Here is a 24,000-nt window from a genome sequence, read left to right on the forward strand (position 1 = left end):
TTCAATTAGAAATTCCGGTTACATGGGATTCTCTCGGGATTTCTCTGATATTCACTTCCAAAACTGGAGTGTTGCAATCCTTCTTTCCTTGTTAGGGATTTTATGCCTAATAAGCATTGCTTTTGGCTTTCGCTGTCGATATTATGCAAACATGAAAGCGGCACAGCTGAAAATTTGTGGCATAGTTCAGGGAGTGGGTTTTAGGCCGGCGGTTTATAGATATGCGGTTGCGCTCAATTTAAAGGGTTTTGTTCGTAACGACAGCCAAGGTGTTTTTATACATGCCGAAGGCAAGCGATTGGGTGAGTTCATTCTTGGAATTGAGAAGAATCTCCCGCCAAGTGCACAAATAAATGATTTTCAAGTTCTACCGGTCAAGCCGATCGGCTATAGAGGATTTGAGATTATTTCTAGCGAAAACATGGGTGGTATTCCTACTGCTATAACCCCGGATCTAGCCACCTGCTCTGATTGTGCGCGAGAGCTGTTCGACCCACAAGACCGGCGCTATCTTTATCCATTCATCAATTGCACTAATTGCGGACCTCGATATAGTATCGTCCAGAGAATACCATACGACAGGCCAAACACGACAATGTCCATATTTCATATGTGCGAAGATTGTAGTGCTGAATATAAGAATCCTATCGATCGTCGCTTTCACGCCCAGCCCGATGCTTGCGCTACATGCGGACCGCAATATACACTTCTCGATAGCGATGGTAAAATGATTGAGTCGAAAGACCCAATAGCTTTTGCGGCAAAAGCTATCGAAAGCGGCAGTATAATCGCAGTAAAAGGTATCGGCGGTTTCCATCTTATGGCGAATGCCTTCGACAAATCGGTAGTAGCAAAGCTTCGTTTACGTAAAAACCGCCCAAATAAACCATTTGCTATTATGGCACGCGATTTAGACGCTGTTGGGCTTCAATGCAATATATCTGAGGACGAGGCTGAAGAGTTAAAGTCTCCTCGTGCACCGATTGTGTTATTAAAAAAAAAGATAGACTGCACCTTGCCGGAATCCATTGCGCCCGATCTCGACAGAATAGGCATATTCTTGCCCTACGCACCGGTTCATTATCTTCTTTTTAATTCTATGTCTATCGACGCGATAATCGCCACCAGTGGCAATCGCCGTGATGAGCCGATTATATGCGACAACAACGAGGCAGTTTCCAACCTCGATAATATTGCCGACATGTTTCTGGTTCACAATAGAGATATCGTAGGACGCTCCGATGATTCTCTCGGTTTCGTTTTCAAGGGGGATTATATTGTTATTCGAAGAAGCAGAGGCTATGTGCCGAAAGCCATCAAACTTCCTGTTGAAGGTCCTTCGGTCCTCGCTGTCGGCGCAGACCTTAAAGGCACTTTTTGTTTAACTCGCGGAAATGAGGCTTTTCTATCACCATATCTGGGTGATTTGCAGGGCGCGAAATCCAGTGAATATTTCGATGAAGTCCTAGCTCGCTACCTCGAATGGCTCGATATCCAACCCGAGGTCATCATCAGCGATCTTCACCCCGATTATGTTTCAACTATCAAAGGCGAAAAACTTGCGCGTCAATTGAGCTTACCCTTCCTTCAAATACAGCATCATTATGCACACATCCTGTCGGCTATTGCAGAGCACCAACTGGCTGATAGGCCGATTCTGGGGATTGCGCTCGATGGCTACGGTTATGGTGCGGACGGCACTATCTGGGGGGGCGAATTTCTCATTTCTGATTACAACGATTTTTCTCGTGTTTGTCATATAACATGTGTCCCACAACCTGGAGGCGACCGCGCTGCTGTCGATGTTCGTCGAATGGCACTTTCATGGCTGCAAAAAGCCTTCGGAGATTGTGCTCTCGATTATACAGACCAACTATTTAAACCAAAAATCGAAAACGGCTCGACCATTCTCGAATTAATCCGTCAAAACAGACCACCACTTACCTCAAGTGCTGGTCGCCTTTTCGATTCCATATCCGCTATTTCTGGTGTTTGTAGCTATAATTCATTCGAGGGCGAGTGCCCTCAAAAACTGATGGCCGCCTTCGACTCATCAATCGATGGAGCTTACGAATTCGGTTTCGATGGTAAGTCAATAGACCCCTCGACTGCTGTAATCTCAGCGACAAAAGACGCGATAAAGAATGAATCTCCTTCGCTAATATCAACGCGTTTCCATCGAGGATTTGCTAACGCTCTGGTTTTGGCATCGATAACTATTTGTCGCGAGCATTCCATTAAAAAAGTTATCTTAACCGGAGGAGTTTTCCAGAATATTGTGCTTTTAGGATTAGTAGCTGAAGGCCTTCGAGAAAATGGACTCGAACCTCACTGGAACAAGCAAATCCCACCCGGAGATGCCGGATTGGCAATTGGCCAAGCGCTTTATGGTCTTAAAAAGTTAAGCATTGATTAATCCTCCGGCCAGACCAGATTGAGAAGTGACACTCTCGATGGCGTGCCAAAAATTGAAAGCAAAGCGTTTTTACCATCGGAAGACCAAGCAATATCTAGTATTAAGCTGCAGTTTTTCGGCTTAATTCGAAGTGAATCGCCATTGTCGATAATAATCAGCTCGTTAGCATCGATAATAAAATCGAGATCGGAGTCGGGAATTATCCCGATCATAAAATTCCCATCGGTCAAGTCTAATTCCATCGGTGAATCTTTTTGGAAAATCGCTTGATAGCATGGACCCGTGGTATCACTCGGCGGTGCGCCAATAGGAAATCTTGTGCCAAAAGGCAAAGGTCTCTCCGTTTGAATCGCCATGGAATCAAAAGTCTGGTAGAACCTTACCGGCGTTTTCTCAGAACGAAAGCATAGTGCAAACCAAAGAGTATCTGTCTCGCAATCCCATGAAACGAGACCTGGAATAGTCCCCGATGGCAAGTTCACCTGTTCACTCTTACCCCTTTCGGGACAAAGCTCTATCCCTAAATTATCCCAGAATAAAGTATCTAAAACCAAAATCGAGCAAAGAACATAATTCACGGAATCGACAGTGCCGCAGGCTATATCCCTAACCCCAGCAGGGATAATCGTCCGTTTGAATAGTCTATTCCACTCGACGAGACGCGCCAGATGTCGATTATTCGGTGGAATCTCTATCCACACTGCGGTGGATTCGCCAGGATACCATTGAAGCCTGTTTGCCCAACCCAATCCTAGGTCAGATATATCTCGAATAAGATATCCTGCAGGCAGGTGGGCAGATACGTGAAACGGAGCAATTAATATTCCGAGAATTAATATCGATAAAAAATTGTTCTTTATTGTTAAAACCATCTCGGCTCACCTGAAATACGGCCTTCTTTTAGCGGAAAATATAATACTAATCCCCCTGCTTGTCCAATATTTCCTGAATATCTCAAATCCGAAAGCAGAAGCACATCGTCGCGCCTTTTTATCACAGGCAAACGCGAACGCTCGACATAGGTCCTTGAGAGTTCGAAAGAGATTATATCATCGAAAAAATCATCACCCTCATCAAGAAGATCATATACACCTTGAAATTCGATTTCTCTAGAAAAAGCTGATGCCGCAAAACTCTTGGCCGAATCCCCCTCGACAGTAACAACCCGATAAAGCGTAGGATTAAACCAAAAAACTAATTTCTCTGTATTAACATAAGAGTAAACCTGCTCCGGTTGACCAAAACTCTTAATCACTTTATTCTTAGAAGCTATTTTGGAGTGTATTCTTAAAGCTGAATAGGCGGATAACGCAATCAAAAAGAAGATTATAACTCTCCTCCGAGTCCTTGGTTTAAATGTAATAACCAAAACCACAACAAACATGAGGACTATTAGTATAGGATCGACAATAGGAAATAGATTGGCCGAAAATGGCGTTTTCGAAAACGGCCATAGCAGCTGTGTGCCATAGCTCGTTATCCAGTCCATGGTATCGTGAACAAACACCATCAAAGAAAACCAAAACCACAGTTTTAAAAAAGGAAGCTGCTTTTTCGAGAAAAAATAAGCCAATAGAGCCGCAATAATCCCAAAAAATGGTATAAAGATAATCGAGTGGGTGAAACCGCGATGGTATTTCAAGTATGTTTCCGCACCACCTAACATCAGCGCAATATCTATATCCGGGGCATTCGCAGCAAACAGACTCACAACAAAAAAAACCTTGTTTCTTGAAAGGGTATTCTGAGTGGAGTCTCGGATTACAATCCCGGATAATGTATGAGCGATGTTATCCATATTGAGTTATCATATGCAATAATTGGGCCTAAATAAAGGGCAATGTTATTCCAAAAAACTCGAGTTCTAATATAAATAGTGCCCAATACCGTTTTAAGTTAAAATTGATATGTTAAAAATAAGTAACTGTCAAATCCATTACTTGCATATCAAGCGCAAGTTTACCTAAAAAATAAAACGAATAATTCAAAGTTTGAAAAGGCTGTATGATTTCTTCATACAAACAAATATAAATTATTATGTTAGCTTTTGGATAATACAAACACATGAAATATGGTTTTACATATAAGTGAGAAATTCCATATGTGTTTACAGCTAGGTAGCTATTAAATTATATATTGACATATCGAGAAACAGAGATATATTTTCGAATTCATATATATAGATAATCCGAAAGGAATTGATATGCGCATAACGAAAAAGAGTGTTAAAAAACGTCTGAGAAAACACGGATTCAGGTCCAGAATGGCATCGCACAACGGTCGAGATATTCTTTCAAGAAGACGCAAAAAGGGCCGCCATAGGCTTTGCGTCGAAGTTACTACCAAGGGCGAGAAAAAACAATAAAAGTGGCCTTGCCACTCAAATTTCGACTTAAAGGCCGCAGAGCCTTTGATGAGTTTCGTGGCAATGCGCTTGTTTATTTTCAAAGAAATATTGTTTTAAAAGTCGTCGATTGTAAAGATAACATGGCTTTTGGTTTTGTAATTCCAAAACGCGTGGGCAAAGCTGTTAAAAGAAATAGAATCCGCCGGGTTTTAAGCGAGTGGATCAGAATCAACATTGGTATGTTCCCCTCAAATAAGCATTATCTTATTATAATACGACATGGCAAAAGAAGTTCAAAAAAAATAATCAAAGAGATTTGTGAGCTTGCCAAGAGAGTTACCGATGCCGGTTAAGATTACCCAAATAATCAAATGGCCGTTTCTCGGCCTTATTAAGATATACCAGATGTCTATAGGGCGGGTTATACCTAACTCCTGCAGGTTTTATCCAAGCTGCAGTCAATATGCCTATGAAGCCATAGAAAGCCACGGCATCTTTAAAGGCGCTTGGCTATCCCTTAGGCGATTGAGTCGTTGTCATCCTTTCAATATCGGCGGATTCGATCCGGTTCCGCCCGTTCGGGGGAAATAATGGACAAAAGAACTATAATTGGAATAATAGTAATAGCGGCAATTTTAATACTCATGCCCTATTACACTAAGCTTGTAGGAAATAAATCCGAAACCCAACTTGAATCCGATTCTCTCGCTACTGCGGAAACTGATATCACCCGCTCAAACGAAAATGCAATTATCCATTCGGAAGGTCTCACAGAAACCGAGATTTCCCCTAGCGGAGATACAACTCTTGCTGAACACAGTCTTGGTGCAGAGAAAGACAATACGTTTTATCCCGATACAATTCCTGAGAAAATAATATTTGTCCAGACAAAGTATTATAATTGCGAAATCACCTCTAGAGGTGGTGATTTCATTTCATTTTTGAGCAGAGAATATCCCGATGTCTCTGGCGAACCGATGAATTTCTGCCACAGCGAGATCGAAGGCCCAACCTTCGAGATAATCGGTTTCAGGGGCAAAGAATCAATTACGTCCGCAAGCCTTAGTTTTGTATCCGATATCGATTCATTGATACTAACGGAAATTGAAAACGAGGGCGCAATTACTCTCGTTGCATCACTTCCCGAAGGAGGGATTCTCCAGAGAAGATATCATTTCCGATATGATGATTATTCATTCGACCACACCGTGTTATATGCTGGAGACAGCACCTTAGCACCACTCGACGAAACCATCCTTTGGTGGCGCAAGGGCCTAGAGCCTTCGGACCCTGCAGTTAAAACCAATGTCTCGACAAGCTATCGCGCTGGTTATATGATGGGAAACGATTACACTAGCGAGAAGTTCGGGAAAAGCGATATTCCACGCTTTTCCTATGATGGTTCTACAAAATTTGTAGCTACTCTAAACAAGTATTTCGCGGTCGTCATAGCCCCACAAGAAGGAGAAGCCGCTGGTGTTCGCTGCGATGGGGTTTGGTATTCATCCGATAAATTTGATGGTGCAGATAGACAAATCCCCGTTATTGGGGTTGGACTTAGCATGTTCGGCAGTGATGTCCCATATACCAGACATGATTTAATATATATCGGTCCTCGTGATCTGAAAACACTGCGACAATATGGCAGAGATTTTGAGAAAACCGTGGACCTCGGTTGGTCATGGCTCGCGCCTATCACTAAGTTCTTCATTTGGATATTTGATTTATTATTCGTGTTCCTTCGGAATTATGGCATAGTTATTATTGTGTTCAGTATTCTCATTAAATTTGCACTTTATCCATTATCACGCAAACAAATGGAAAGTATGAAGAAAATGAAGGATCTCGAACCAAAAATGTCCGAACTTAGGGAAAAGTATTCTACCGACGTCAAGAAACTCAACGAAGAAACGATGAAACTATACCAAAAAGAGAAAATAAATCCTCTTGGCGGATGCCTTCCCCTCTTACCACAAATGCCAATTTTCTTTGCTCTTTTTGCCATGCTGAGAAATTCGTTTGCACTTCGTGGAGCACCATTTGCCCTTTGGATACAGGACCTTTCTGCAAAAGACCCTTATTATGTTCTGCCAATTCTAATGGCTGGTACAATGTTCCTTCAGCAAAAAATGACTGTAAAAGACCCTAAACAGAAGGCTATGGTTTATATGATGCCGCTTCTGTTCCTGTTCATGTTTAGAAACATGCCTTCGGGATTGGTTCTGTATTGGCTCTGTTTCAATGTTTTCTCACTTGCTCAAACCCTGTGGGTGGAGTATAAATCCAATCGTAAAAACGCTTTAATCAAAGCATAAAATGGCCATTGGACATGGTATTCTTAGCCTTCCTCGAGACGATACTATCGTTGCAATCTCGACACCACCCGGGCGCGGTGCCCTTGGAATAATCAGATTATCTGGAAAAGATGCAATTAATATCGCTGGGACCGTTTGTAAAATAGATATTACACCAACGCAAGGCGGTTCAGCGAAGGCTTGTAGTGTTGAGTTTGGCGATGGGATTATTGACACTGCGGTAATTACTGTATGGCGAGCACCCAGGTCCTTCTCCGGCGAAAATATGGTCGAGTTTACGATTCACGGAAGCCCTTTCCTTTTATGTGCGCTACAAAAAAGGTTAATCGAATTTGGAGCAAGGCCCTCTGCGCCTGGAGAATTCACCCTCAGAGCTTTATTAAACGGCAAACTCAGCCTTGCTTCAGCAGGCGCAATCGATGCAATAATAAACGCGACTGGGCGAGCTGCAGCAATGGCGGCATCGAAAACTCTTTCCGGTGAGCTAACAAAAAAAATAGAGTCGATTCTTGTTATACTTGAAAATATCGAGTTGAAAACAGCAGCTCAAACCGAATTCCCAGAAAATATCGACGAACTTTCTCCCCTCAAAATCGTCGAACTTCTCGATCAAGCACTACTTAATATTCAAAAACTTATCGAGATTCTGGAATTCGGGGAAAAAGTCACGAGAGAATCCGTGATCGTTATCGCCGGGCCACCAAATGTAGGGAAATCTACACTCACCAATGCACTTCTTGGCACAGAACGAAGTATTGTTCACCACAAACCGGGAACCACAAGAGACCTTGTCGAAGATAAATGCCATTTCGGTGACATCGAGGCTATTCTGGTAGATACCGCCGGCCTGAGAGAAACCGAAGATGAAGTAGAACTTATCGGAGTGAATCGTTCATGTAATCGTCTTTCGACAGCCGATCTCGTAGTCTTTGTTCTGGACGGTAGCTCTCATGATAATACATCCGAAGTGGTTCTTCTTGAGAAAATATATAAACTCAATCATATTATTGTTCTCAATAAACACGATCTAGGCGATAAAAGAGAGTTCCCTCATGCGATCCGCACAAGCGCGCTTACCGGAGATGGGATAGATAAACTCAGAGAGAAAATCAAGAATAGACTGGCTCCTTCTAATACTGAAGCCCTTTGGGCCGGAGCATGGCAAATTGATGGCTTGGACAAAACGAGGGAAAATATAGAACACTCTATCGAGGCATGTCATATGGGTCTTCTCGATGCTGCTTTGGAAGAAATTTCCTCGGCTATCGAATTTCTTCGCGAAATCTCAGGCCAAACTGAAAACCGCAGCATAATTGAAAAAGTGCTCGAAGGATTCTGCCTCGGTAAATAGGATTGCGCTTTAGCCACTTTTCTGAGGATGTCCAAAAAAGTTGCTCAATATTGAAATTCATAAAATTTACAAATTAGCTTGCTATTGATCTTTTCTCATCTTATTACTTATATGTTATGAAAATGAAATTTTTTTACATCTCCCTGCTTGTTGGCGCAATTATCGCCTCACCTATAAGAATAGCCAGAGACACTCACGCCTGGGCTTCTGGAACGAACAACGCCCGGACTATCGTTTCAGATTCAGTAGGAAGACTATTTGTAGTTTACTCGGGGCTTTCTGGTTCCTATTATCAAATCTATATAGCCATGAGTTCAGACGCTGGTGCTTCATGGAATCCGACCTGGGCTACTTTATCATCGTCTGCATCTAATAATCTCTCGCCCTCGATAGCTATAGATTCAGATGATACACTCCATATTGTGTGGCGAGGCGAGGTTGTTAGCGGTTCTGACGCTGATTTACTATATTCGAAATATCCTTCGCCGGTAATAACAACAATATGCACTCATACTGGTTATCCGGGCGCAAATTGTCCCTCGATAGCCGTCGATTCGTTGGATAATCTCCATGTTGTCTGGACAGGATGCCCCTCCGCTTGGACAGTGCGTTATGCTTACTGCGATCGCGCAACAGGCGCATGGGGATCGAGTGAACCCATAGGAACAAGGACACCTTCGCGCTGGCCATCGATCGAGGTTGATGCCGAAAATCGACCCCATGTAGTTTATCGCAATCAATATAGCGGACATTACCATTGTGCGCACCGCTATAAAGACAGCGGTGCGTGGATAGGCTTCAATGGAGCATCACATGATACTCTCGATCAGCTTCCAGCCTCAGTTGAATATACTTCAATTTTTATTGATACTCTCGATAATATACATGCAATCTGGGAATGGATGACCGCTTTTGCAAGTAACCCGGATTCAGTGAGATATAGAAAATACGATCATCTCTCGGGTAATTGGCTCCCGACATTTACTCCTTACGGCAATTCTGCTACGGATGCACATACATCGTTCAACGGCGATGTAGTCACAGATGATGAAGGAAACCTATTCATACTTTATCACGACAACGATAGCATATTTTGTGCTGTCTCCAGTGATCTTGGAACAACATTCCCTATTGATACACTGTTACAAAATGATCTCCATGCGCGGTATCCTAACGCTCGCGGAAGTCTATGGCCGAATTTCAACAGACCATCGGGTGGATGTATAGATTATATTTGGACCTGGAATGACCCCGACAGTGCAACCATATCTCTTATGTTCGACAGGATGTGCATCGAAGCTGAAGATATAGAAACAACTGAAGTTTGCGCAGAATTTATCGAGCCGCTGGATAGCGCATGGTCATCTTGTTCAGATCAGACTATTGTTATGAACATCGGTTGTTGTTTCTCAGATGAAACATTGAAGGTATTCTCAGACACAACAACCGTCGAATACTATGATTCGATATCAATGAACTGGATTTCAACTATAGCGCCCGATCCTGACGATTGGGGAACATATTGGATTCACCTAGATAGCTCAGAATGGGTATGGAGCTGCTATCCCGCTTCGAGTAGTCATGGCGACTGGTTTCGTTCGATAATTGACTTTGATTGTCCTGATATAGATACAGCCTTTATCAGGATACAATGTGATAATAAGGCTTATATCTATGCCAATGGCACCTATGTTGACACAACCCACGGCAATCCGGGGGGAGGGTCAGCAGGTTGGCGAACGCTCTACGAGTTTGACCTTACCCCATATTTCCACGGTGGAGAAGATACTGTTTCGATAATTGGTTATAATTCCGGTGGTTATGCTGGAATGATGTTCGAAATCGGCATTATCTGCGCCTCATCTTGCTGTGGAGGAATCGATACTTCTTCTATTGATTTTACTGTTAACGGCGAACATTATTCGATTTTCGATCCCGAGCTTAGCTGGGATGGCGATTCAACACTGACATTCACCCCCATTGCACCGGATACTTTAGAGGACGGTGATACTGTTGTTGCATGTTTGTTAACAGTCGAGGACACCTGCACAGGAGCTTTAGACTCCTCTATTTGCAGAACATTCTTTGTAGATTTAACAGCACCTTTTATCTATGATATTTTGCCAATCCCGGGATCTATTGTTGACGATTTTTCGCCCAACATCGAGTTTTATCTTGTGGATTCACTCTCTGGTCTCGATACATCGAGTGTTGTTTTCACAGTCGAAGGCGTTTCAGAAATTCCTACCCTCTCCGGCTTATCTCCTTGGAGCTATATATGGACTCCTGACAGTGCCTTCAATCGTAACGATACAGTGGATATCTGCGTCGTAGCAACGGATTCGACGGATTATTGCCCAGATAATATACTCGATACATGTTGGTCTTTCATAGTCCGACCTTGCAGTCCTATGGATATTAGCGTGGAATGCCCGCTTCCTTGTTTTGCTTTCTCCTCCTGTAGCACTGGAGCCGTCGTGTTTAGTGTGTCCGATAGCACTGACGCCGGAATAGACACCTCGAGAGTGTATGTCAGTGTGATCCGCGTGATCCATAGCACTTACGACACAACATATATCTCCTCTCCTTCTCCATTCATTATTTTCGATTTTACTGCAGATACAACAATTACTGTTTGGGGAAACTGGTCGGATGGTGACAGCGTTTTTATTCAACTTGACAGTCTCTATAATCTCGATGGCTGTTTAACTGTGCCTTAATCGGCCCAAGGGGGCGTCAGAATTTATTTACCTAGAGGAAAACGCGTTTTCCTCTAGGTAAATAAATTAGCTGAATGCCGAAGCTTTATATTTATTTCACCTTCTACCATCGACCGGCATTCGGCCTACGTTGCACCCACTGGTGCAACGACCGACGCCCCCGTTTAACTCAAAGCTAGATTCTACTGTTTACAGACACTCGCGATTTTGCTCGAAAACGCCTCTTTTATAGATATATTGAATTGATTGCCCTTTATTATTCTTTAGAAAATGTTAGCATGATTATCCTATTATCTGTTTTAATTGCTTTTTTAGCACAACCGCTTGCAGCACAAGCAGTTACTGATCTTTGGAATATTGATTCTATCGTAGATTATTCATGGATGGATGTCGAAACTCTTTGGACTGCCGATACTAGCATCATTAATTCACTTGGATCTGAAATAATTCCCTTGAAGGTAGGCGAGATAATGTTTTCATCCTTCGGGGCCGATAGCGGTGAACTCAGGATTCAGGGCTTTTTTGCCTACCCATCATCCGGCACGAACCTCACTGGATTGGTAATAAATCACGGCATGATAATGGATGGCGAATTATCCATGGCGGAAACCTTCGCTGCGGGACTAAACAGCTTTACTTTGGCAATAAGCGCTCCGGGCCATGGGACATCCACAGGCGGAAGTGCATATAACTTCGAGAATCTTATTTGGTCTTATCCAAATCCTCGTAATAACCACTTCTACCAATTCGCCTACGCAACGATGCGTGCGATAAACTACATGGATAGCCTTACAATCGTTAATTCAGATTGGCTCGGAGTTATCGGATTCTCCGGTGGTGCCGATGCCGCAATAATCGCAAGCGGGATTGATGACCGCATTGCCATATGTATTCCCATTATCCCACAAACAAATTTCGCTTGTGGAGCTGCAGATTCTGGTTGGATAATAGACGTTTTTGCGGAAACTGGCATTTCTCCCGACGACTCAAATGTCGTCTATCTCGAAAACTTTATATCACCTATAAATTACTTCGACTATATCGATGGCTTTACTGTAATGATAACCGCGTCCCAGGATGAATTCGAGCCGTTGAACTGCGTTGCGTATAGCTTTCCTCTTCTCGATAGCTCGCGCTCACGCCTAGAGATTGTCCCAAATTTCGACCATCATTGCTATTTCACAACCTATGCTCTCACTGGCGATTACGATAGTTTCGATAACACGACAACCTTCTATAGCAAAATATTAGGTATATCAAATTCAGTTATAGATCTTCTAAAGCTCGGTTCACCGGTGCCGCGTATGCCTTCAGTAGAGGCTTTTGAGCTTGAAGACAGCGTTGAATTTGTTGCAGATGTTCCCGTGGAATATTGGGCTTCCAATGATGTCAAACTCTGGTTCAGTGTGGATTCAGCTTGGACTTTCGATTTTGTCCAAATGGAAAACGAAATGCCCGACCTCGGCGAATATAGCGTCATGCTACCACGAACACGAGCTAATTCATTGGAAAATATTATATACTATGTCGAAAGCCGTTGCACTCCGATATTCTGGCTGTCATCCCTTCCGCATGTGCCGGATGACATGGTTTTCAATCTCAGACCATTCCCAAGACTCTTTTTTGGCCTCGATATAAAGGAAACCAAAATAACAAAACCAGATAATATCTACCTTCACACTTATCCAAATCCGTTCAATTCCTCGGTGAAAATTTCAATAGAAACTCAAGATTTTGCGCCTCTACAAATCGAGATATTCGACCTAATCGGCCAAAAGATCGAAGTCCTGTATCCTTATGCCACTTCACTTCAAAAGAAAGAATATCCCGGAGGAGCGAATGAGATAATCTGGACACCAAACGAACATGTTAAATCCGGAATCTATCTTATTCGGATTTACCTAGATAGCGGCGAAACCGCATTGAAGCGGATAGTATATCTTAAATAAGCATTTATATCATATCCTATACCTATAAATCCTTCAGCTCAATTGCCTGATATAAAACACAGGGAGGTTATAATAACCCTCAAGTGACGATTTATTACAATTGAACTCTCTGGATTGAATATCTAGTGAAACCATATGATGCAGTGTTTTAAAAGGAAAAACCTCCTAACAAACTACCTTGTAATTAAAACAATGTTATATATATTTGAGTAGATGAGGATTCGAACCAGATACATACTATCCATTATACTACTTATCACAATTATCAGCGGCTCGGTTCTGGATTTTCTCGGCTTAGATAGAAAGATCACAGCGGAAAAGGTCAAGAAATGGGGTCTTTCTATGCATCCTGCAATGTGGCAAAAACAATTATCAAACGGTGCAGTGCAATGCGAGCTGTGCCCTTTTAAATGCATTATAGATGAGGGCGACCGGGGAATTTGTGGCGTTCGTGCTGTAGTGAACGATACGCTTCGAGCACTTACCTACTCTCGCCCAGCCTCGATAAATCTCGATCCTATTGAAAAAAAACCACTTTTCCATTTTACCCCAACTGCGAAAGCGCTTTCTATAGCTACCGTGGGATGTAACCTAAGCTGTAGTTTCTGCCAAAACTGGAGCCTATCTCAAGCTTTGCCAGAAAACACAAAAACAAAAGTAGTTACCCCTAAAGAGGTTGTATCCATTGCTATACAATCAGAAGCGACTACAATAGCCTATACCTACTCCGAACCGACTGTATTTTATGAATATATGTTCGATACCGCTAAACTCGCTCATGAGAATGGTATAGCAAACTTATTGGTTACATGCGGGTTCATCGAAAAAGAACCTTTGCTCGAGTTATGTAGTTACCTCGATGCAGCGAATGTCGATCTCAAGAGCTGGTCGGATGAATTCTATCGAGATTATCTGAAAGCTATGAAAGCTCCCGTTTTAAGAACATTGAAGATACTGGTCGAACAGGGTGTATGGGTGGAGATCACTAATCTCATTATTCCTGATGCAAACGATAACCCTGAGAATATACGCCAAATGTGCCGTTGGATAGCTGACTCCCTTGGAACCGGAATCCCCCTTCATTTTTCTCGTTTTCACCCTAATTATAAACTCACCGACAGACCATCGACCCCGGGAGCAACTCTCGAAATGGCATATGAGATTGCAAAACAAGAGGGAATTAAATTCGTTTACGTCGGAAATATTCGCGGAACGGAGCATGAAGACACATATTGTCCCAACTGCAATGCAAAACTTATCGATAGAACTGGATATTTTATCGAAAGCAATTATATCGATAATGGGAAATGTGCGTTTTGCGGAACCAAAATCGAAGGCGTATGGTGATAAGACCTACCGCTACTTTCACCTTTTTTCAATTCTAAATTAATTGACTTTTTAAACATTAAGAATATAATATAATAATTAAAAGAATTTATATGGAATGATTACTATGAAATATTTTTTCATTACAATACTTGCCTTCTTTCCGACAATGGTTTTCGCCTCCGAAAACGGCGAATCGGACGGAGGTATTATAAGATTTCTTCCATATGCCGCCGCTGTTATAATCTATCTCATAAGCTCAAAACTTAAGCCCAAAAAAATAAATGACAAAAACATTCTATCAATGCCTAAGACTACCAATAAAAGGGAGATTGGTCCCCAAGACACTCAAATAAATTATAGCGGTTATGAAAAAAAATATAAACCGATAGAACCTAAATGAACCTTTTTAAAAAAATAACTTTTCTATCTATATTTCTTATAGTTCTTTTAAACCTCGGTTGCGGAACCAACCCTCAAATTAGGCCTGGCGATGTACACCTCGAAATTGAAGGAAACGAACCGAATATTTATATAGTCCCTCCCGAGGAACCAGAAGGTAACGAAAGAGTAACTATAACTGAACACCATGAAACCCACGACGGTTTATGGCGAAGCTACAACGAACATATTGAATACGATAATATTACCATATATCGCGAAATTGAAGACATCTCGTATTACAGTTATTGGCGTTACGGTCTTGTCAAATCCTATGAAGAGAAGCGCAGCTTTGAACCTTCGGGAATTTGTAAAAATATCGAAGTGAATGGTTGTCTATATAATCACGGCCGCAAATTAATAAATTATGAAGCTATCGTGAATGGTATCCCATATTATTTTGCAGGCGAATTTAACCCGGATAGCGCCGATTATAGCGACATACCTGCAAACTAAATTTTTATCACCTTACATTTTACCTCTTGACAAGCCACCTTCAGGTGAATACTTTTTTGCCGGTTTTGGTTTGGAAATCAGGTTTTACGTTGCCTCCCTTGCAAAGACATAAAAGAGGCGTTGTTATAGTTTTATCGAAAGAAGTTCATTATAAAACGCTGTTTATTTGCAAAAACTCAAAACAAAACCATATGTTTATTATTCAATTGATATGAAAAAAAGCGCAGAAACGGAAACAAAGAATAGATTTAACATATTTTAGAATTTAGGAGAGGTGCCGGAGCGGTTTAACGGGGCGGTCTTGAAAACCGTTGTCCCTTTCAGGGACCCCGGGTTCGAATCCCGGCCTCTCCGAGCTTTAATGAAGCCCGATTCAAAAACGAATTAAGCTTTAAAGCTCAGAATTAAGTATTTAAACTGTTTTTTGCCTGATAATCTAGGCGCAATATATTATTTTTTTGAAACTAAGCCAAATATATCCTGAAAACATACCCTTTATAGGGTATTGACATAACATCCAAATTTCATATTTTCTTAATATGTTAATCATGGGAATCGAAACATCTTGCGACGATAGCTCAGTCGGCATAATGTCAGACGGGGCTTTGCTTTCCAGTTATGTTTACACTCAAAAAGTCCATCAAAAATGGGGTGGTGTTATTCCCGAACTTGCGAGCCGTGATCATATTCGCACTATACTCTCAGCTATAGATACAGCCCTCAAACAGGCATCTATCGGCCTTAAAGACCTTGATTGCATAGCCTCTTGCGCCGGCCCAGGATTACTAGGTTCCCTTCTTGTGGGTCTCTGCACAGGCAAATCTATAGCCCGCGTTTTAGGAATTCCCTTTGTAGGAGTCCATCACCTCGAAGGCCATTTCTTTGCAAGCCTAATGGGAAGCGATATCAAACCTCCATTACTAGCACTGATAATTAGCGGTGGCCACACTCATATGTATTTCGTGCCCGAACTAGGTGTGTATAAACTCCTCGGTAAAACGCGTGACGATGCCGCCGGCGAAGCTTTCGATAAAGGTGCCAAAGCCATGGGCTTACCTTATCCAGGAGGCCCTGCGATAGAAAAAGCAGCAATAGGTGGAAATCCAGATGCAATAAATCTGCCCCGTGCTATGCAGATTACCGGCGAATTAGATATGTCATTTAGCGGATTAAAAACAGCACTGATTAATAAATTAAGCAGTAATCCAAAAAATAAAATAAACCTAGCAGATTTTGCCGCAAGCTACCAAGAGGCAATCGTCGATTCGCTTATATGGAAAATAAATGAGGCCGCATCAAGTTTCGATTTTGGCGGAAAGATAGTAGCTGTTGGTGGAGTGGCCGCAAATTCGCGGTTCCGTCAAAAGCTCATAGATATGTGCAACAGACGCGGTTGGCTCTACTCCATACCCGATAAGCAATTCTGCACCGATAACGGCGCTATGATTGCCGCAGCAGGTGAATTCCGCTATAAAAGAGGAAACGTGGCCGAATGGGATATCACAGCTGTAAGTCGTTGGGCGCTTGAAGACTTGTAATCCTCTAGCAAGAAAGAAGTTAATATGTTAGACAGAACAATCAAAGCCATCAAAGAAGCAGACCCTAAAAGCTTATATGATTGTATAGTATCATATTGTGTCGCAACAGGTTGCGAACTTCCTAAAAATGTCGAAACAAGAATTATGCTTACACTCAAACTCGCAGAAGAAGGCGTGTCCGCCGATGCCGATATCTCAATATTAGAAATACAGGAAATATCGGACTTCGTTGAACGCGCTCAAAAACTTCGTGAAAAACAACAACGTCTTATCGCATTGAAAAAATTTATCAAAATTTATCAATGAAACAATCGGTAGTATTGAAGTTGGCGATCTGGCTTTTAAAGGAAAGCAACTTCTTTCTTACTTCAATCCCGACCGCCTACTCGTCAGTTCGATATCTCCAGAAACCCTCGACAAACAATGCTCAGATTTTCTCGACGATTTTAGAATAGAATATGTCAACTACCACAATACCTGGCACAGCAAACGAAATGAGATTGGCGATAGATACGAGCAAATGAGTCAAAAAGTCGATATGTTAAAAAAACTAAACACCATCCGAAAATTAGGCCCAGCTGTTGGCGGTGAATTAATCATTGAATTATCTAAATATCCTGTCAAAATTCCGCCGTGTAGCATTCTTAAAATAACCGACTTGGGATTTGCAACCGAATGCCCATTCTGCAATCTTCAATATAAAAGCGGTATAGACTGGAATCACTTCGTCAAACTCGAAAAAAAACTAGATGAAACTTGCAGAAAAAAACTACGCCTTATATCCAATAAAGTCGCAGCTATAGCCGTCAAACAAAATATCAGCGATCCTATCCGTGCCTTTATCGATGCCGTCGCTATTAGCGATCTCGATAAACTCTACAATGTCTTCGATGAGGACGTGCTCCTGGCCCTAAAAAAAATCCTAACTAAATAATAAACTCCAGCTTGAAATTAATCACCGATTAAAACTATCGATGTTCTACTTTCTAAGCAATCTAACGCAATCCAATTTAACTATCGCCCTAATCGGGAAAAAATTAAACGAAAATGGCTGGCGCGGGGAAAAGCGTTGTCATTAAATTTGCCCCAATCGCAAATTTAATGGCAAAATGGTGGTGTGGTGAAAGTTTTTGCATCCAAAACTAATGTAACATAATTCCTCATCGGATCTTGCAAAAACCGTGACAGCCTTTTTCAAAAAAAGGACGGATCAAAGACCCGTCCTTTAAAACAACATTTGATTTAATTTTATTCTTCTTCTTTAGCCTGCTTTGATTCCTCGATAACCTTCTGAGCAGTTTCATAAGGAACCTCAGCATAATGACTGAATTCGCGAGTGAAATAGCCTCTACCCTGAGTAAGACTCCTTAAAATAGTAGAGTATTTATATAATTCTGCCTGCGGAACTTGAGATTTAACCTTGGTGAAGCTTCCAATCGGCTCCATACCACTGATCTTTCCCCTTCTGGAAGAAATATCTCCCATTACATCACCAGTGAACTCCTCGGGAACAATTATCTCAACATCATCGATCGGCTCGAGAAGATAAGGATCTGCCTTGTCAAAAGCCGCCTTTACGCCGAGGTGCGCGGCTATCTTGAATGCCATTTCCGACGAGTCAACCGAGTGGTAACTGCCATCATAAAGGGCTACACGCATATCGACTACCTTAAAACCGGCAACAACACCGTCTTTCATAATCTCTCCAACACCCTTATCAACAGCAGGAATAAACTTTCCGGGGACAACTCCACCGCTGATCTCATTCGTAAATTCATATCCCTCGCCGCGCGGAAGCGGTTCGAGACGTAACCAAACATCCCCAAACTGACCTCGACCACCGGTTTGTTTCTTATGGCGACCCTGAGCTTCTGAAGTTTTACGGATAGTCTCACGATACTTTATCTTAGGCTTGCCAAGCTCTACATCCACACCAAATTGCTCCTTAAGTTTACCAACTATCATATTGAGCTGAAGCTCTCCCTGTCCATGCAGAAGTGTCTGTTTAAGCTCAGAATCAACCTCGTAACTAAACGTCGTGTCCTCTTCGGCAAGGCGCGCAAGACCGGTGGCAATCTTCTCCTCTTCGCCTTTCTGCTTGGCTTTAACTGCAACATCGATAACAGGCTTTGGAAAATCGATGGGAGGGAATATAATAGGTTTACTCTTCTCGCATAGCGTATCACCTATTCCAGTTCCCTTGAGTTTAACTGTAATGCCAATATCTCCGGCTTCTAGAGTTTTAACCTCCATACGCTCTTTACCCCGAGCAACATAGATAGTTCCAACCCGCTCACTAATGCCCCGAATAGGATTATAAAGTTCACTCCCATTCTCGACTGTCCCAGAATATACGCGAAAATAAGTGAGTTTTCCAACATGCTCTTCGGAGAAGACCTTATAAACAAGGGCACTTGTATGACCATTGGAATCAATCTCGATAGCCTCAGAATAATCCTCGTCACCGACAGCCTTTTTAGCCATGACTTTACCGGCAACCTTGGGATTTGGAACCAAATTAATTATAGCGTTAAATACAAGGTCTGTCCCAATATTCTGAGAAGCACTAATAGGAATAACCGGATAGAGCTTACCTGCGGCAACTGCCTTGTTAAGACCGTTAATAAGTTCTTCCTCAGAAAGTTCGCCGGTTTCAAAATATTTCTCTAAGAGTTTATCGTCCGACTCGGCGACAGCCTCCATAAGCTGCATACGAAATTCGTCTATTTGGTCCTCGAGATTGGTCGGTATATCTATCTCTTTACCTAACCCTTTGCCACCCCGCTCATATGAATAAGCCTTATGAGCAAGAAGATCTATCACTCCGTTAAAAGAGTCAGAAGAACCTATAGGTATGGCAATAGGCGCTACCTCGTTTCCGAAAGCGTCTTGGAGTTCTTTAAGAGCCTTCGAATAATCAGCGTTTTCTCTATCCATACGATTAACAAGGAAAATAGCCGGTTTGCCATTGATATGATCCCATGCCTTCTGAGTACCAACCTCGACCGCGCTTTGTGCGGAAACTAAAATAACTCCTGCATCGGTTACACTAACCCCGCTGATAACCTCGCCGATAAAATCCGAATAACCCGGGGTATCGAGAATATTAATTTTAGTGCCTTCAGATTCGGCAATCAAAAGAGAAAGCTGAACCGAACTTTTTCTGTCTATTTCGGCAGAATGGTAATCACTTGCAGTGTTCCCATCATCGACAGAGCCCATGCGTGTTAAAGCTCCACTTGAATAAAGCATAGCCTCTGCGAGAGTCGTTTTACCCACACCACCATGAGATAAAAGGACTATATTACGAATGTTTTCTGTCCCGTATTCTTTTACCGCTGCCACGGGAACTCCTTCCTTTATAAGTTCGATTCTTTATAAAATGAACCGAGAAAATATTTAAAAAGAACGCACTTGTCAATGTTAATCGATAATGAAGGGATTTTTTATTGGCCATTATCTTATTTTTAATAATATACATTCATTCATTTTTTACACAAAGGAATAACAAGTTCAGCTACGCTTTTGGCTATAGAATCCAAAGGATAATAACAAACCTTGACTCCGTCGCGTTCGCTTACTAAAATACCTCGGTCGGTCATAACTCTAAGATGCTGGGATACAGTCGATTGAGGAAGATTGAGTTTGGTCGCGAGTTCTTTAACGAAACAACCTTCGTGAATAAGACAGGCAAGTATTCTCAATCTATCGGGGTGGCCTAAAACCCTTAAAATGCCCGCTATACGATCTAACTTATCTCTGGATACATCTATCATTTGACCAACAATAACTTGCGGGTTACAAAAATATTTCCATGAGTGAAGCGCGCAAGATAAACCCCTGTGGGAAGCTCATTCTTCATCCGGTCTCTACCATCCCAGATAATGTCGCATCCCTCAAATTCACGGACGATCCTTCCATCTAAGTCAAATATCTCGATCTTAGGCAAAAAAATCGAGTCCTTAGAATGGAAAAATATCCTGCATGCCGAATTGAAGGGATTGGGATAAATGTCAATATTTACATTATCAGGAATTCTGTAAGCGCCTGCAGCCAAACCCGGATCGAGATAATAAATGAATTTAATGTCATCGACATACCAACCAGAAGCGCTAACATATGGATCACTTCCAATAACCAGTTTTATCAATATGGTTGAACCGGCGTAAGGTTCAATATCGAAAGTTTCTGTGCGCCACCCAACACTGCTTCCAGTGAAAACGCTATCGCCATCCAAATAAGGATTATGATCGTAGGCAACCCCATCATATCCTTCGACTGAACTTAAAATGCTCCACGACAAACCACCATCGTCGGAGATCATAACCGTTGCACCATCATAGATATCACCACCACTCGGAGCCTCAAAGCTATACCAGTGCTTTAAAGAAAATCTAGGTTTATACGAGCTGCTCGGTATAGCTACATCGGGCAAAAGGAGTTCAGAAAGCGTATTGTTTGTGTAATCATCTGCTATCTTAGTTGCCCAAAGAAAATCACCCGAAAAAGCAGCCTCAGGACCTGAAGTCGGCGCGCCCCACTGCCAGTCCCCTGTTGCAGCTAAACTCCCTGCGCCCGCCTCGAAATCCCATTCCGAAATAATCATGGGAGTTCCGCAAGCAAAAGAGGTCGAGTCATAAGTCGAGTATCCGCTCGTATCGCAAATCTCAAACTTGATCTTCACATAATCACCGGGTAAAATACGCGTTTCATCTATTTCTATAACAAAGCCAACTGTATCGTAGCCTTGCGAAGCGATAGCCCCAACAAAGACTGAATCGTCGATCATGTCGAGTCCGGAAGTTGCGGAAAAAGCCTTGATGTAGGCTGTGCTTGGATCGAATCCGAGGTTCTCGATTTCCACGAGTATCCTCGACCTTTCACCCGGGTCAGCATAGCCGCTGGAATCACCATAGAGGGGATCTACCCAAGCCTGCACCATAAAAGGCGCACTTCCGGCAATTTGACAACAAACTTTACACGAAAGCATATTTTCCGAAACAAGTTGATCTTTGCGCGAAAGCGCAGGCCAAAAACCGTCTCCATCACCCCCAACCTCGGGTGTGCAACAGAATATCCACGAATGCCCGGTTGTGTCGCCATAAAGCCAATCGTCTGTATCGCCATTAGAAACATAGATAGTAGAAGCGCTGGGACCATAAATATACCCATTACCACGGGCATATCGATAACCAACGCGCAGGAACCAATCATTATGAATAGGGAGATCATAGGTCCAGCCGAAAGGAAAAAGATAATAATTACTATAGCTGTGAAAACTCATCGAGGAACGGAACTCGCGGGAATCCACAAAATCCATTATGGCTTGAGTTTCTAGCTCGCTGCCAGCAAAGGAACCACGATAAGTTTCATCGCTAGGATCGCTGGAACTACCAAAATCGTCATAACCCCACATATATGTAAAATTCCTATTAAGATCGACACCCCATGTGCCATCGCCATTATCGCGCCTGTTCTTTCGCCACATCCCTCCACCAGTGGGATTAGTCTCCTGATTGTAAAAATAACCATCGGGATTAAGGAGAGGAATTATCCATATCTCACGCTTTTCGACCATATGAAGTGCAATTTTACTCGAGGTCATCGAATCTAAAAGCCACTGAGCAAAGCTTAAAACTACCTCGGGCGCAATAACCTCTCTGGCGTGAATCCCGCCTGCAATAAGAACCTCCGGTTCGTCCTCGTCTGTCTCGACATTATCGGATACCTTGACACAAACTATTTTATGCCCATCGCAACCAACACCGATAGATTCAGGTTCTGAAACATAAGCTGGGTATCTGTCATGTAGCGAATCCAGCGCCGCTAATATCATCTCGTAAGTGCGCCAACCGCCCATGTCGAGCCTTTCGTCCAGACGAGAAGCATAGAACTCGCTCATATCGGGAATAATTACTTCGAATGGAACAACACGAGCACGAAGCAAAGCAAGCCCGCTTTCAGGAATTGCATAGTCCGCCCACACGCCGGGACGAGAGGAGATAACCTCAGCCGGCACTTTATCCTCATAGCCCCAAGGAACCCTTATTTGGCAGTAAATGTCCGGCGTGTTAGCTAATGCGATAAAGCTTAGAAGTAAAAAGGCGAAAATCGTGATTTTCTTAAACATAATGTCTCCTGATTATTTACTTTATAAGGCGAATTCGAGAACCTCATCCATATTATCGACAGGAATAAATTCCATTTGCTTTGCTATCTCTTTTGGAAGCTCTTCGAGGTCTTTCTCGTTCTGACGTGGAATTATTATTCTGACTATTCCAGCACGGTGTGCTCCGAGAACCTTCTCCTTTAAACCTCCAATGGGTAATACTTCGCCACGAAGCGTAATCTCACCCGTCATGGCGGTTTTTGGGCGTATAGATCGATTCATAAAAAGCGAAGCAAGGCAGGTTGCCATTGCTATACCAGCCGAAGGACCATCCTTTGGAATAGCTCCCGCAGGCACATGAAGATGTGTATCAAACTGCTTAAAGTCATTCTCTATCTTCAACGAATCGGCCTGTGAGCGAACCCAACTAAGCGCCGTTTGCGCCGATTCCTTCATAACATCGCCTAAATGACCGGTAAGAATAAGAGCACCATTGCCTGACATCGCCGTGGACTCTATAACAAGAACCTCACCACCAACGGGCGTCCAGGCTAGACCTAAAGCCATGCCGGGTAGCACCTTTTTTGGAAGGACCGTATCGGCGAACTTGTCCGGCCCAAGGTATTCTCGCAATCTATTCTCAGTAATGACGGCACGCTTTCGCTCACCACCGACGATTTCCTTCACAACCTTACGGCAGATACCCGCGATGGTGCGCTCGAGGTTGCGCACTCCTGCCTCGCGTGTGTAGTTCTCGATAATATCTATTAGAGCCTGATCAGTAAAAACAATCTGATTGCGACTGAGGCCGTGGCCCTCTATTTGCCTAGGCATAAGAAATTGAGTAGCAATATGGAGCTTTTCATTATTTGTATAACCCGGAAGGCGTATCATCTCCATCCTGTCCAGAAGCACTCGCGGTATAGGATCGATATAGTTTGCTGTCGCGATAAACATAACCTTTGATAGATCGAACGGGACCTCTAAATAGTTATCTACGAATGAAAAATTCTGCTCGGGATCGAGCACCTC

At 42.7% G+C, this 24,000-nt stretch carries 19 protein-coding genes and 1 tRNA gene; 14 read left to right on the plus strand and 6 right to left on the minus strand.

Annotation, left to right across the window (positions count from 1 at the left end):
* Positions 1 to 151 precede the first annotated feature (151 nt).
* Positions 152 to 2,416, plus strand: a complete 2,265-nt coding sequence (hypF, locus tag KAH81_04715; protein MCK5832958.1) for a carbamoyltransferase HypF — start codon at positions 152 to 154, stop codon at positions 2,414 to 2,416.
* Here the strand turns inward: hypF and KAH81_04720 are convergent.
* Together KAH81_04720 and KAH81_04725 are read right to left on the minus strand one after the other, a co-directional pair.
* Positions 2,413 to 3,288: a hypothetical protein gene (locus tag KAH81_04720; protein ID MCK5832959.1), complete on the minus strand. Its 876-nt coding sequence runs from the start codon at positions 3,286 to 3,288 to the stop codon at positions 2,413 to 2,415. The two genes, hypF and KAH81_04720, sit on opposite strands and share 4 nt — an antisense overlap.
* Positions 3,279 to 4,214, minus strand: coding sequence for a metal-dependent hydrolase (locus KAH81_04725; protein ID MCK5832960.1), 936 nt, complete (start codon positions 4,212 to 4,214; stop codon positions 3,279 to 3,281). Before KAH81_04725 ends, KAH81_04720 begins: the two co-directional genes overlap by 10 nt.
* Positions 4,215 to 4,619: 405 nt before the next feature.
* On the opposite strand from KAH81_04725, the gene rpmH reads away from it, so the two are divergent.
* The 13 genes from rpmH (at position 4,620) to KAH81_04790 (ending at position 17,793) form a co-directional block, all read left to right on the plus strand.
* The gene (rpmH, locus tag KAH81_04730) at positions 4,620 to 4,781 is read left to right on the plus strand and encodes a 50S ribosomal protein L34 (protein MCK5832961.1); all 162 of its coding nucleotides are present in this window, start codon (positions 4,620 to 4,622) and stop codon (positions 4,779 to 4,781) included.
* Positions 4,782 to 4,783: 2 nt separating this feature from the next.
* Positions 4,784 to 5,116 (plus strand): ribonuclease P protein component, encoded by a 333-nt coding sequence (locus KAH81_04735; GenBank protein ID MCK5832962.1) that lies wholly within the window; start codon positions 4,784 to 4,786, stop codon positions 5,114 to 5,116.
* Complete coding sequence (yidD, locus tag KAH81_04740; protein MCK5832963.1) at positions 5,106 to 5,354, plus strand: membrane protein insertion efficiency factor YidD; 249 nt, start codon at positions 5,106 to 5,108, stop codon at positions 5,352 to 5,354. Before KAH81_04735 ends, yidD begins: the two co-directional genes overlap by 11 nt.
* On the plus strand, positions 5,354 to 7,078 hold the full coding sequence (yidC, locus tag KAH81_04745) for a membrane protein insertase YidC (protein MCK5832964.1): 1,725 nt from the start codon (positions 5,354 to 5,356) through the stop codon (positions 7,076 to 7,078). Before yidD ends, yidC begins: the two co-directional genes overlap by 1 nt.
* A 1-nt stretch (position 7,079) precedes the next feature.
* Complete coding sequence (gene mnmE, locus KAH81_04750; GenBank protein ID MCK5832965.1) at positions 7,080 to 8,429, plus strand: tRNA uridine-5-carboxymethylaminomethyl(34) synthesis GTPase MnmE; 1,350 nt, start codon at positions 7,080 to 7,082, stop codon at positions 8,427 to 8,429.
* Positions 8,430 to 8,551: 122 nt separating this feature from the next.
* Positions 8,552 to 11,149: a hypothetical protein gene (locus KAH81_04755; protein MCK5832966.1), complete on the plus strand. Its 2,598-nt coding sequence runs from the start codon at positions 8,552 to 8,554 to the stop codon at positions 11,147 to 11,149.
* A gap of 278 nt (positions 11,150 to 11,427) precedes the next feature.
* The gene (locus KAH81_04760) at positions 11,428 to 13,098 is read left to right on the plus strand and encodes a T9SS type A sorting domain-containing protein (GenBank protein ID MCK5832967.1); all 1,671 of its coding nucleotides are present in this window, start codon (positions 11,428 to 11,430) and stop codon (positions 13,096 to 13,098) included.
* Positions 13,099 to 13,440: 342 nt separating this feature from the next.
* Entirely contained in the window at positions 13,441 to 14,445 is a 1,005-nt protein-coding gene (amrS, locus tag KAH81_04765) for an AmmeMemoRadiSam system radical SAM enzyme (GenBank protein MCK5832968.1), read from the plus strand.
* Between the two features lie 378 nt (positions 14,446 to 14,823).
* Complete coding sequence (locus KAH81_04770) at positions 14,824 to 15,321, plus strand: hypothetical protein (protein ID MCK5832969.1); 498 nt, start codon at positions 14,824 to 14,826, stop codon at positions 15,319 to 15,321.
* Positions 15,322 to 15,589: 268 nt separating this feature from the next.
* Positions 15,590 to 15,675: transfer RNA gene (locus tag KAH81_04775), tRNA-Ser, on the plus strand.
* Between the two features lie 185 nt (positions 15,676 to 15,860).
* Positions 15,861 to 16,859, plus strand: a complete 999-nt coding sequence (tsaD, locus tag KAH81_04780; protein ID MCK5832970.1) for a tRNA (adenosine(37)-N6)-threonylcarbamoyltransferase complex transferase subunit TsaD — start codon at positions 15,861 to 15,863, stop codon at positions 16,857 to 16,859.
* A gap of 24 nt (positions 16,860 to 16,883) precedes the next feature.
* A complete protein-coding gene (locus tag KAH81_04785; GenBank protein MCK5832971.1) occupies positions 16,884 to 17,165 on the plus strand; it encodes a hypothetical protein in 282 nt (93 codons plus the stop codon).
* A gap of 232 nt (positions 17,166 to 17,397) precedes the next feature.
* Complete coding sequence (locus KAH81_04790) at positions 17,398 to 17,793, plus strand: hypothetical protein (protein MCK5832972.1); 396 nt, start codon at positions 17,398 to 17,400, stop codon at positions 17,791 to 17,793.
* Positions 17,794 to 18,107: 314 nt separating this feature from the next.
* On the opposite strand, the gene fusA is transcribed toward KAH81_04790, so the two are convergent.
* The 4 genes from fusA to KAH81_04810 form a co-directional block, all read right to left on the minus strand.
* Positions 18,108 to 20,204 (minus strand): elongation factor G, encoded by a 2,097-nt coding sequence (fusA, locus tag KAH81_04795; protein ID MCK5832973.1) that lies wholly within the window; start codon positions 20,202 to 20,204, stop codon positions 18,108 to 18,110.
* A gap of 140 nt (positions 20,205 to 20,344) precedes the next feature.
* Positions 20,345 to 20,635 carry a winged helix-turn-helix transcriptional regulator gene (locus KAH81_04800; protein MCK5832974.1) on the minus strand — a complete coding sequence of 97 codons (291 nt, stop codon included), beginning with the start codon at positions 20,633 to 20,635 and terminating at the stop codon, positions 20,345 to 20,347.
* On the minus strand, positions 20,632 to 22,989 hold the full coding sequence (locus KAH81_04805) for a T9SS type A sorting domain-containing protein (protein MCK5832975.1): 2,358 nt from the start codon (positions 22,987 to 22,989) through the stop codon (positions 20,632 to 20,634). The genes KAH81_04800 and KAH81_04805 overlap by 4 nt, the downstream gene beginning before the upstream one ends.
* Positions 22,990 to 23,010: 21 nt before the next feature.
* On the minus strand, positions 23,011 to 24,000 hold a 990-nt coding region (locus KAH81_04810; GenBank protein ID MCK5832976.1), incomplete at its 5' end, for an endopeptidase La.

Source organism: bacterium, assembly GCA_023145965.1.
Lineage (GTDB): Bacteria > UBP14 > UBA6098 > UBA6098 > UBA6098 > UBA6098.

Bases quoted from the DNA above. Each gene is read 5' to 3' on its own strand.
- KAH81_04785 (MCK5832971.1), top strand. From the start codon at position 16,884: ATGTTAGACAGAACAATCAAAGCCATCAAAGAAGCAGACCCTAAAAGC.
- KAH81_04800 (MCK5832974.1), bottom strand. From the start codon at position 20,635: ATGATAGATGTATCCAGAGATAAGTTAGATCGTATAGCGGGCATTTTA.
- KAH81_04760 (MCK5832967.1), top strand. From the start codon at position 11,428: ATGATTATCCTATTATCTGTTTTAATTGCTTTTTTAGCACAACCGCTT.
- KAH81_04770 (MCK5832969.1), top strand. From the start codon at position 14,824: ATGAACCTTTTTAAAAAAATAACTTTTCTATCTATATTTCTTATAGTT.
- KAH81_04790 (MCK5832972.1), top strand. From the start codon at position 17,398: ATGTTAAAAAAACTAAACACCATCCGAAAATTAGGCCCAGCTGTTGGC.
- KAH81_04755 (MCK5832966.1), top strand. From the start codon at position 8,552: ATGAAATTTTTTTACATCTCCCTGCTTGTTGGCGCAATTATCGCCTCA.
- yidD (MCK5832963.1), top strand. From the start codon at position 5,106: ATGCCGGTTAAGATTACCCAAATAATCAAATGGCCGTTTCTCGGCCTT.
- KAH81_04720 (MCK5832959.1), bottom strand. From the start codon at position 3,288: ATGGTTTTAACAATAAAGAACAATTTTTTATCGATATTAATTCTCGGA.
- rpmH (MCK5832961.1), top strand. From the start codon at position 4,620: ATGCGCATAACGAAAAAGAGTGTTAAAAAACGTCTGAGAAAACACGGA.
- amrS (MCK5832968.1), top strand. From the start codon at position 13,441: ATGCATCCTGCAATGTGGCAAAAACAATTATCAAACGGTGCAGTGCAA.
- KAH81_04805 (MCK5832975.1), bottom strand. From the start codon at position 22,989: ATGTTTAAGAAAATCACGATTTTCGCCTTTTTACTTCTAAGCTTTATC.
- hypF (MCK5832958.1), top strand. From the start codon at position 152: ATGAAAGCGGCACAGCTGAAAATTTGTGGCATAGTTCAGGGAGTGGGT.
- tsaD (MCK5832970.1), top strand. From the start codon at position 15,861: ATGTTAATCATGGGAATCGAAACATCTTGCGACGATAGCTCAGTCGGC.
- yidC (MCK5832964.1), top strand. From the start codon at position 5,354: ATGGACAAAAGAACTATAATTGGAATAATAGTAATAGCGGCAATTTTA.
- KAH81_04725 (MCK5832960.1), bottom strand. From the start codon at position 4,214: ATGGATAACATCGCTCATACATTATCCGGGATTGTAATCCGAGACTCC.
- mnmE (MCK5832965.1), top strand. From the start codon at position 7,080: ATGGCCATTGGACATGGTATTCTTAGCCTTCCTCGAGACGATACTATC.